8 protein-coding genes and 2 pseudogenes are annotated in these 10,486 nt (G+C 34.8%); 2 read left to right on the top strand and 8 right to left on the bottom strand.

Annotated features, from left to right (window positions below):
* Positions 1-94 precede the first annotated feature (94 nt).
* From ACIPNH_RS01950 to ACIPNH_RS01925, 6 genes and pseudogenes are all read right to left on the bottom strand, one after another.
* Positions 95-1,333: pseudogene (locus ACIPNH_RS01950) on the bottom strand (IS256 family transposase).
* Between the two features lie 56 nt (positions 1,334-1,389).
* Positions 1,390-1,995 (bottom strand): Maf family nucleotide pyrophosphatase, encoded by a 606-nt coding sequence (locus ACIPNH_RS01945; RefSeq protein WP_400771390.1) that lies wholly within the window; start codon positions 1,993-1,995, stop codon positions 1,390-1,392.
* The gene (gene infA, locus ACIPNH_RS01940) at positions 1,973-2,236 is read right to left on the bottom strand and encodes a translation initiation factor IF-1 (RefSeq protein WP_007550159.1); all 264 of its coding nucleotides are present in this window, start codon (positions 2,234-2,236) and stop codon (positions 1,973-1,975) included. Before infA ends, ACIPNH_RS01945 begins: the two co-directional genes overlap by 23 nt.
* 112 nt (positions 2,237-2,348) lie before the next feature.
* Positions 2,349-4,826, bottom strand: coding sequence for a coiled-coil domain-containing protein (locus ACIPNH_RS01935; protein ID WP_400771387.1), 2,478 nt, complete (start codon positions 4,824-4,826; stop codon positions 2,349-2,351).
* A gap of 251 nt (positions 4,827-5,077) precedes the next feature.
* Positions 5,078-5,806, bottom strand: a pseudogene (locus ACIPNH_RS01930) (IS5 family transposase).
* 103 nt (positions 5,807-5,909) lie between these two features.
* Positions 5,910-7,187: an adenylosuccinate synthase gene (locus ACIPNH_RS01925; protein WP_070357042.1), complete on the bottom strand. Its 1,278-nt coding sequence runs from the start codon at positions 7,185-7,187 to the stop codon at positions 5,910-5,912.
* Positions 7,188-7,367: 180 nt separating this feature from the next.
* Here ACIPNH_RS01925 and ACIPNH_RS01920 point away from each other — a divergent pair, with 180 nt between their 5' ends.
* Positions 7,368-8,954, top strand: a complete 1,587-nt coding sequence (locus tag ACIPNH_RS01920) for a hypothetical protein (protein ID WP_400771384.1) — start codon at positions 7,368-7,370, stop codon at positions 8,952-8,954.
* 51 nt (positions 8,955-9,005) lie between these two features.
* Here ACIPNH_RS01920 and ACIPNH_RS01915 read toward each other — a convergent pair whose 3' ends face one another.
* Both ACIPNH_RS01915 and ccmC read right to left on the bottom strand, forming a co-directional pair.
* Positions 9,006-9,422, bottom strand: coding sequence for a GNAT family N-acetyltransferase (locus ACIPNH_RS01915; protein ID WP_083250453.1), 417 nt, complete (start codon positions 9,420-9,422; stop codon positions 9,006-9,008).
* 8 nt (positions 9,423-9,430) lie between these two features.
* The gene (gene ccmC, locus ACIPNH_RS01910; RefSeq protein ID WP_010962525.1) at positions 9,431-10,141 is read right to left on the bottom strand and encodes a heme ABC transporter permease CcmC; all 711 of its coding nucleotides are present in this window, start codon (positions 10,139-10,141) and stop codon (positions 9,431-9,433) included.
* 135 nt (positions 10,142-10,276) lie between these two features.
* Here ccmC and ACIPNH_RS01905 point away from each other — a divergent pair.
* Positions 10,277-10,486: kinase/pyrophosphorylase (locus ACIPNH_RS01905; protein ID WP_400771382.1), on the top strand; the 210-nt coding region annotated here is incomplete at its 3' end.

Raw genomic sequence — 10,486 nt, 5'->3', positions numbered from 1 at the left:
AAGACAGATATAGGAAGACCAGGGTATCTACTTTAAGCTCTCTACATTCCTTAACTTGACGCGTATGGTTAAATAAACTGTGTCAAACCACATTTTAGTTCAACTCAATTTTCAATCTGCCGGGAAAGAAGATATCAAATTGAGACATAGTTAAAGCCCAGTTAGGCAGAGCCATAGTCCATTTTTGCTCTGCCTTTTTTATAGCACAATATACCTGTTTGTACAAGGCATTTGTACTGGTAAATGAACCTTTGGTTTTAGTGAATTTTCTGATCTGTCTGTGCAGTCCTTCAATAGGATTAGTAGTATAAATTAGCTTCCTCACTGGCCCAGAATATTTGAAATAGCCGGATAAGTTTTCCCAATTATTCTGCCACGATTTTACAACCAATGGGTACTTTTCTCCCCATTTTTCTTCCAGCTCAAGTAAGTAATTTTCAGCAATTTCTTTACTTGAAGCACGATATATTTTTTTCAAATCATTCATGAAAACTTTCACATCTTTGCTGGATACATATTTCAGCGAATTCCTTGTTTGGTGCACTATACATAGCTGCACTTCTGCATTGGGAAAGACACTATTTATGGCTGTAGGAAAGCTCTTTAGCCCATCTACACAGGCAATCAGGATATCTTCTACTCCTCTTTCTTTGAGATCATTTAGCACTCCCAACCAGAAGTTAGCTCCTTCGCTTTCAGCCAAATAAAAGCCCAATACTTCTTTTCTACCATTTTGATCTATACCTAATATATTATACATACATTTACTTACACAATGCCCATTCTCTTTGACTTTAAAAAACATTCCATCCATAAACACTATTGGATACACGGACTGCAGCGGGCGACTACGCCATTCGTTGATTACTGGTAGCAATTTGTCAGTGATACTTGATATCTCTGCTGCTGATATTTTGTGATCATAAATTTCTTCAACATGCGACGCTATATCTCTGTACCCCATGCCGCTTGCGAATGTGCTTAGGACCTTTGCTTCAAGTTCGGGATGTAAGTTTGTTTGCCTTTTTTTAACTATTTGTGGTTCAAAGCTTCCCTCCCTATCTCTTGGTGTTAACAGCTAAAATGAACCAGCACTTGTTCGCAAAGTCTTTCCATTTTTCCCATTTCTTCGGTTATTCTCTTCGCTTTCAGCCAATAAGTGGTTTTCTATTTCACCTTCTAGACTTGCCTCCAGCAGCTTTTTTATAAATGGTGTTAATGCTCCATCTCTTCCTGTCAACGGTCTTCCTTCTCGTATAGACGATAAGATATTTGTTTCTAATTCTTTATAATCTACCAATCCGGTAGTTCTGTTTGCTATTTTTTGACTCATGTCAAACCTCCATTTTTTTATATTAATTTATTACTTTTTTTTCGGTTTGACACAGTTTATTTAACACTCCCTAAATTGAAGTTAAAATAATTGCTTAGCAAACAATAGGTTTCATGTAATGGTAACCCTATAACGGAAGAGTAGGAGCCGCGTAAGAACAATACGAACACTCCAGCTAGGCCTTGTATATTGCATCCCCCCGCTCTATTTTTCCACTCTTCTGATGCTAAATAATACTTAATTTCTTGTTCACTGAGACGTTTAAATTTCACTATTGTAACCACAGTCCTGATATGTTGTTTAGATTGATCGGGAGTTAATAGACATACACTGGTGTATACTCTATGCCTTCTTCCTGATAACAAGCGGATACATTTTTCTGCTTGCTCAACGTTTTCAGCTTTGAGCAATATCCTTCTACCACAAGCAACAACTGTATCAACACCAAGCACAAAATAATTTGGATTTAAACTTTGTATTTTCTCAGCTTTACTTTTTGCCATACGGATTGAGTAATCCTTCGGAAGTTCCTTTTTTAAAGGGGCTTCATCTATATCTGCTGGCAAAATTAAACCTGGCTCAATGTTTATTTGTTTTAGTAAAGCTATACGCCTTTTCGATGATGAAGCAAGAATAAGATTATTTAGAGATCGTTCTGTCACTTGTACCTTTAAGCCTTCTAATGATCCTACCCTTTCTCGCATTCCTATCGTAAATGCTCATCTCAACTAACACCCTATCCCCTATAATGATGCGTATTTTACTTCTTCTCACTTTCCCTGATACATGACAGATAATCTCATGTTCATTGTCCAGTTTCACTCTAAATTCTGCTGCAGGTAGTAAAGCAGTTACTGCCCCTTCCACTTCAAAAATTGTTTTCGATTTCTCGTCTTTTATCATATGTTATATTATAATTTAATAATCTTTTTTAGTCTACTATAGATTTTAAATTATTATCAACACAAAAGACCTTTTGCGCCCCACTTAAGTTGCAACTTAACCCCAACCATCTTCACAATGATACCCTACCTACGTTTCTACTCTCTGCCACCTTCTCAATAGAACTTATAGGACTTATGTTAAAAGATAAATCATTATCACAATTTTCTTCATCGCTATCAAGTCCACTATCAACGCTTAAAGATCTGAGTAATGTTGTCTTCTCTCTCAGTGGAACATAAGACTCATTATCAACGCTTGAAGATTTGGATAACCTTTTCTTCTGTCGTGGAGCATTACCAGACTCATTAGAAATTTCTCCCGTTAATTGATTGTTGGAGCTCCTTTGTTCATCAGCACGAATTTTTTCTTCCAGTCCATCAAGCATTCCTACCAATTCATCACCCCATTCATTTTCTTCTTCTAATAATTGTTTACACTTTTCTTTCTCACGCTCTAGCTCGTTTCTTAACTCTTCGACTTTATCTTCATCTTTAGTGAGTTCAAGTGTAAGCACCTTATCTCCTGGAAATTCCTCGTACTCGTTTTCTAGTTCTTCAATGTTGAGTTTTAGTCTCTCTTCTCCAAGTGTATCTTGTAAATCGCTATCCTGCCTATCTGATTCTTTAATCTTTTGCTCAATTTCTACTTGTACCTTATATTCCTGATCTAATTCTCTTAGCTGATCTTTCAAGCGCTCTTTCTGCTGGCGTCGTTCAACCATTATCTGTTCCGCATCTTCTCGTGCTTGATTTAGCTCTTTTTCCAAATTCTTCTTTCCTGCATTAACAATTTTCAGCTCTTCCTTTAGCTTTCTTTTTTCTTCATATACACCTTTAAGTTCTTGTGCTTTCCCTTGTAGCTCTTTTAACACACCTGCTAATTCTTCATTTTTTTGTGCCAGTTCAGTTTGCAATTCCGTGTTTTTTTGCTCCTCTTTTTCAAACCTGTCTTGTAAATTGCTATTCTGCTTCTCTAACTTTACAATTGTTTGATTAGCTTCTGCTTGGGTTGTTTCTAGTTTCTCCTGTAGTCGCTGATTTTCTTGTATTAATTCATGGTGCTTTTTATTTATCACTTGCAACCCTGCTTCTATTTCTTGCTTCAATTCAACAGCTTCTTTTTTCAAATTTGACATTTCTTGCTTCAATTCAACGTTTTTCTCGGACAGCATCTGATTATTTAAAATCAATTCATCCATTTGTTGTGAAGCAAATTCTGTCTGAGTTCCAGTGTGCTGTAAATTGACTTCCGTTTTAGTTTCGATTTGTTGTGAAGCAACTTCTGTTTGAGTTTCAGTGTGTTGTAAATTGACTTCCGTTTGAGTTGATGCATTGCTATTAATAGAAGGAGGAAGGCTATTGTCAGCATCAACTTTAGGGTCTAATTCCCCCTCTGGTTCCTCGCGATAGGCCGCTATAGACTCATTTTGAAAATTATTATTAGCAGTAGGTACAACATCAGCAGCCTTACCTTTTTCTAGTACAGCATCATATAAGGAGAGATCTTGAATATATAATTCATCGTTTTGCTTTATTAATTCTAAGATCTCATCCGATAGCACAAAATCTTCATCATTAAATTTTAGTACTTCAGTTATGCCATCGCTACTCACATTCATAATCATGGTACACATTTCGGATCCATCCTTTACAGGCCAAGTGCTTTTCATTTCATAATATGCGCCCTCTTTAAATTCATAATATCTTTCCTTACCTTTCCGATGAGCGTGTATTTCATGTTTTTTATTGCAATAGATATTCAGCTCTTTAATATCTTTCTCTTGCTGTAAAATGTCACTAATCCTGGTTTGCTCACTTCTATTGTAATTAATAAGATTGATATTCAAAACTCTATGAGTGTTATCAGTTTCTGTGTAATAAGCTCGAAACTCTACGCCTTTCTCTCCAAGATATTTACTTGCAGCTTCTTTTCCCTGCTCTGCCCACTTTATGCATTTATCTATATCTTCCTTAAAGCTCTTATTAGCAGACTCTGTTACTGCTTTATCTATGTACGTTTTTTTAAAATCTCCATCATTTATTAGGTCATAAAAACTCCACTTATCCCCAAAAGCCCTCTGCACGTAAGTGAAATTCTTTTTTTCCTTTAGTTTTCCTAAGAACCACACCTTTTCTTTCAGATTTTTCAGTTGAAAGCTTACCCTTGCCTTTACACTAGAGTTTTTGGCAGGAATACTAACTTCTTCTAATTCTTTAAGTAATTTGTTATTTTTTATAATTGAGGAGCAAAACTTTACAATAGCAGAATTTGCAAACGAAGGATCTTTTTTTATATCTTCATCAATAATTTCTTTAAAGCGTGCAAATTGAGGTAGAACATAAAAATTGATTATTTCTTTTTCTGATCTTGTTTTATTAGCATAAGAGATATCACCTAATTGTGAATATAACTCTTTTAATGTATAGTAGATAAGCGTAGAGTAATAAACCTCCCCATTCAGTGAAGTTGGTCCAATACACTTTTCAAGTTGATCACCTGTTTTTCCTGCCTCTGCTGTTTTTTCTTCTTTAGCCAAACTTCCAATCATAATACACCTCCTTAACTATATTTATATTATACCAATTAACATATATTAAAAGAAATCAAACTGTATAACCTCGCCCTACACTAACTTTTATGATTACTTAATTGTGTAAAAATAACTGCAAGTGTTAAACTTGAGCTTTTATTTTTCATTATACATTTCTTACTACATGTTTATACTGCTGTCTTGCATAATAGACTATTCGAAGTTACACAAGTATTTTTTTTATTAGATAAGAGTTAGTAAGAGCCTGTTCATAATTTTTTCAGAAGTAAGGCAGTGAAAGCCAGAACTACCATTTGTAGGCTAGTATTGAGTTTTCGCTCACAATTTTTCCACAATCTTCTACATTTTTCTAACCAAGCAAAAGATCGCTCCACAACCCATCTTTTGGGCAATACAACAAAGGAACGTAATTCATTTCTTTTGATCACTTCAACGGTTGCACCAATAATCGTTTTTATTTGAGTTACAAAATTCTCTCCAGTATAGCCTGCATCAACCAGTACATTTTTAACTCCCGAGAGGTTTTCTTTTGCATTTTCGACCATTCTCACAGCACTGCTACGGTCAGTTATCTCTGCTGTTGTTGTATAAATTGCATGCTTGCGTATCTACTGCAATACGGCCCTGAAATCTTCTTGCCTGCATCATAGCTTCAGCAGTATCTGCATTTTTTATACTCTGTGCATCAATTATGCAGAAGCTTTTCCGACCATTGTTTTGTCGCAATTATTTTTTTTTAATACCAGCTCCAGAACACTTTCTTTATTTACATCTGGTTTTTCACTCCACTTCTTAAAATAGTCGTAACAATTGCGCCATTTTGGGAACTCTTTTGATACCATTCTCCACTGGCAACCACTTTTTAACACGTATAACACTCCACAAAATATATCATGTAAATCAAGTGTTCTTGGTTTTGTCTTCTTTCTGCAAGATTCCAGATCTGCTACAATAATCTCAAACTTTTCTCGACTTATGTCACTTGGTTATAAACTTCGCATATCCTACTTTATATACTTTATCCTCTCACTTTATCTCTTTTTTAAGATTACGTACAGGCTCTAAGATACAAAGACGTTTTCAGAAATCTTTAAGCTTAATAACATCCTCTCTCTTTGGACTAGTTGAGATTAGATGAATTGGTACACCTATTAATTTTTCTAACCCTTCTATATATTTTATTAAATTGATAGGCAATGTTTCAATCGACCTTTTACCTTGAGTGTTTTCTTTCCAGCCAGGAAACTCTTCATATATTGGCTCTAATTCCCCTTGTATTGAATGCGATGCGGGTAAATAATCATACATTTTTCCGCTATACTTGTAACCAGTGCATATTTTAATTGTATCAAAAGAATTAAGCACATCTAATTTGGTTAATACAATGCTTGAAACTCCAGAGAGTTGTACGGCCTGGCGCACTAAAACTGCATCGAACCATCCGCAACGCCTTCTTCTATTGCTCACTGTTCCAAGTTCCTTACCTATAGTAAACAAGCTATCTCCTACTTCATTTTTCTGCTCAGTAGGAAATGGGCCATTGCCCACTCTTGTTGTATAAGCTTTTACCACACCAATAATGTAAGCATTGGAGGATAACCCTGAGCCTGTTATTGCTTGCGATGCTACAGTATTACTTGAAGTAACAAAAGGGTAAGTTCCGTGGTCGATATCTAAAAATGCGCCTTGGGCACCTTCAAATATTATTTTCTTACCTTCTTTCATCAAGTCATTTAATATCTTCCACACAGGTTTTTTATATGAAAGAATTTTTTCTGAAATCTCTTGAATTTCCTTTAATATTTCTTCTTTTTTAACCACCTGGTAGTTAAGGCCTTTCCTGATAGCATTGTGGTAATTCAAAAGAGTATCCACTCTTTTATTGAGCTCATCTGCGTTTTCTAAGTCACAAAGGCGTATAGCTCTCCTTCCAACTTTATCTTCATAACATGGCCCTATCCCTTTGTTTGTTGTACCAATTTTGTGATTTCCATTTAAATCTTCAAATAGCTTTTCCTTGTCCTTATGTATGCTAAGTATTAATGGACAGCTCTCGGATACCATCAAGTTGTTATAGTTTACGTCTACTCCTTTAACTTTCAATGACTCTATTTCTGAGATTAGAGCGTGTGGATCAAGAGCAACGCCATTTCCTATGATAGATATTTTGCCTGGCCTCAAAACAGCAGAGGGCAGTAAATTTAATTTATAAACCTCATCATCTACTACTATAGTGTGCCCTGCATTATTTCCTCCCTGAAATCTCACAACTACATCTGCATTCTCAGAAAGATAATCTACTATTTTACCCTTGCCTTCGTCACCCCATTGCAGACCAACAATTACAATGTTATTCATCATTATTTTCTAGATTAATACATAAATATTAATGCAGTACGCTACAAATGGAAAGAGAAATCTACGCCTTTCCTACACCCCTTAAATAAAGAAATATACTGTCGATTTTCTTAATATATTACCAAATTATTCATCATTATATGATATAACTTACAGCATATTTACAGTAAGGTGTTATTCATGAAAGAGACAAAAGGAAAAAATAATAAGAGTCCAGTAGTTAGATTAAAGGCCACAGCTAAAGAGTTCAATTTTAGTAAATTAAGAGCAGATCAAGATAATAAATTAGCGAATTCCGGTGAAACAATGTTCTTAGATTTTCAAAGGATGAATTTTATTATTAACGGAAAAGAAATAGATAAAAATCTTATTATTGCATTTAAGGAAGGAGCTAAGCACCGCAAAAGCGAACTTTTTAATAGTGATGATATATATAATGACGAAATATTTAACAAAAAAGGAACAAGAGAAATAGATACGGATCATGGCAAAGCTTTTGTTGCTTCAGTACTCGAAGATATTGAGAAAGAGCTTGTAAGTAATGCATTGGGTGAGCTATGGAAAAATCACTGTGAAAATTCCAAAACTGCCAATCATCAAAAAACCGATTCATATAAGAAAGAATTTGAAGAATTTTACAATGCTGGCCAAAGGTATATCCATCTATTACCAACAGAGAAAGATGAAAACAAGGATTACCGTTCCTTTGCAAAAGAAGTTTTCAAAAAAATGTTCAGATACGCTGGGGCAGAAGTTCCAAGTGATGCTATTTTAGAAGAGCTAGTTACCAATTGTAATCAAGCAGGGTATGAGGCTGCTCCATTTATACAAACCCAACTTGCACTTGGACAGTCGTTCATAGTAGAAAATCCTAAAAAAGTAATAAACATTGATTGTGCTAACCAAAATAATGTGAGAATTAGATCTGATATGAGGCTACCAATACTCTCTGTTAAAAATCAAGTTATGCATGGCGATAAGATATGTAATCTGTCTAGTTCATTGGAATTTACAATTGAATCTCACAATGGTGAAGACTTTGTAACATACAGAGATGGTAAATTGTCACTTACTATTCCTAAAGAGTTAAAAAATTATAAAGATAATGGCAAGAGCTTGTTTGACATTATTAAAGAATATTTTCAGAAATTCTGTGCAAAATTAGGATTTAAACCTGAGACAAAAATACAAATAGAGCATGGCTTCGGTGCTCAAAGTAACTATTTAGATGGTACAATATCAACCACAGGATCAGATGCAAATGAAGAATTTATCAATCTTTTAAGCGAAAATCTCAGAGAGAGGTTATTGGGGTCAGGAGTTGCTCTAGAAGATGAAGATGTTGATGATGTTGTTGAAGTCAGAGTATCTACCGTTATAGATCTATTGAGTGATTATGCTAAATTGGAAGATAATAAAGAACACAGAGAGTTATTAATAAGTAAAGTAGCAGATAATTTAGGACTTTCCACTCAAGATAAAACAGCACCAGAAGTATTGATGGAATTAGGCTCTTTACCTTCTTTGACAAAAGGTCAGGTTAATCATAATCAAGTGCAGTCTGTTGTAAATACTTTTATTAAGTTAATTATTGAAGGGAAAAGCGAAGTATACAAAAAAGGAGTTGCAATTCATAAGGAGATAGATAAGGCAATTGTTGAGCAAGAAAAAAAAGCAACCAACAAACAAGATATAGAAAATGATAAATGGACAGATAGAATCAAAAAACAGAATTATTCTGCGGAATCACATGAACATTTACCTTAAAGATATTAGTAGGCTCTTTAAATATTTTAGAGTTCATGGTTACAACGGTTGCTATTTTACAGTGCATCTCACAACACTTTCTTCAAAAATATACATGTTAACATACCCTGGACGTACAAGATCACACTTATACCCAAGCTTTTCATAAAATACTTTCGCTTTTTGAAAATTCATGGTTGCAACGGTTGCTATTTTACAGTGCATCTCACGACCATAATCATGAACTTCTTCCATTAGCTGCTTTCCCATACCTTTTCTTCTATAATCAGAGTGCACCCAAAGCAAGTCAGTGTAAATTGAACCATAGATAACAAAACCGCTACAACCTACAATAATTTGTTCAGTATCATCGCGAATAAAAAAAGCAAATGGGTTACACGTACCTTTATCAACGGTTTCTTCATTAATCTTTTTGAGTAGGAATTCAATGTCTTTGCTACTTGGTGATGTGGTGTGTTCTATTTTCATTTCTCGGCCTAATACCGCATACTGATTTCTCTCTTTATCTTATATAAATTAATTAAGTAAAGTGAATACAGTATCCACACTACTAAAAAAAATGTGGCACAAAACATAAACATTGCAACCAGTGGCAACAGCAGGGAACTTTCTATTGCTATTCCACCTTTTCTCAAAATGCTTGCTGGCTGATGGAGAGTGGACCATAAATTCACGGAAAATTTTACTATAGGAATATTTATAGCACTAAAGATGGCAAATACTGCTGCTGATTTTTCTGCCCTCGCTTCATTATCAAAAGCGCTCCACAATGAAAGGTAGCCAACATATAGGAAAAATAAAATCAGCATTGAAGTAAGCCTTGCATCCCATACCCACCAAGTGCCCCAGGTTCCTTTTCCCCAGATGCTGCCTGTGATTAAGCATATTGCCGAAAAGACTGTCCCTGCAGGAGCAGCAGCATGTGCCAAGACACTAGCAATGCTATTGTTCCATACCAATGAAATGAAACCAAGTGATGCAATTAATCCATATATTCCAAGAGCAAGCCATGCAGAAGGCACATGAATGTACATGATTCGTACAATTTCTCCTTGTTTATAATCTTCTGGAGAGAAGAATAACGCCAAAGACATTCCAATTAAAAAACATGCGAAACAAATAACCCCAAGCCAAGGTAGAGCTTTCTTAGAAAAATAAGAGAAATTTGTAGGCTTTAATAAAAACATTCGTTTTGAGGATAATTGTGTTAAGAATTTACCAATTAGTTTGAGTTTTATCAACAGGATAGTTTTTCTATATTTACGTAGGTCAACAAATTAGCATAATTTCAGTAGCAGATTGCTAGCTATTATTTTTAGTATATGACCCTTAAAAAGCTTAATCTACACTTAGTATCAGATTCAAGTGGTGAAACTGTTATATCAGTTGCAAAATCAGCTCTGAAACACTTTCGTTCTGTAGAAACGATCGAATATGTTTGGTCTTTTGTAAAAGGAGAAGAGCAGATTGACAAAATTCTGGAGGAAATTAATAGGAAAAGTGATGAGCATAATTTTGTTATATGCACTATT

Source organism: Wolbachia endosymbiont of Drosophila barbarae (genome assembly GCF_044752445.1).
Classification (GTDB): domain Bacteria; phylum Pseudomonadota; class Alphaproteobacteria; order Rickettsiales; family Anaplasmataceae; genus Wolbachia; species Wolbachia pipientis.
This window is presented reverse-complemented; position numbering and strand designations above follow the sequence as displayed.

Coding starts and splice junctions, on each gene's coding strand:
- ACIPNH_RS01915 (WP_083250453.1), bottom strand. CDS start 9,422: ATGAAAATAGAACACACCACATCACCAAGTAGCAAAGACATTGAATTC.
- infA (WP_007550159.1), bottom strand. CDS start 2,236: ATGATAAAAGACGAGAAATCGAAAACAATTTTTGAAGTGGAAGGGGCA.
- ACIPNH_RS01925 (WP_070357042.1), bottom strand. CDS start 7,187: ATGAATAACATTGTAATTGTTGGTCTGCAATGGGGTGACGAAGGCAAG.
- ccmC (WP_010962525.1), bottom strand. CDS start 10,141: ATGTTTTTATTAAAGCCTACAAATTTCTCTTATTTTTCTAAGAAAGCT.
- ACIPNH_RS01920 (WP_400771384.1), top strand. CDS start 7,368: ATGAAAGAGACAAAAGGAAAAAATAATAAGAGTCCAGTAGTTAGATTA.
- ACIPNH_RS01935 (WP_400771387.1), bottom strand. CDS start 4,826: ATGATTGGAAGTTTGGCTAAAGAAGAAAAAACAGCAGAGGCAGGAAAA.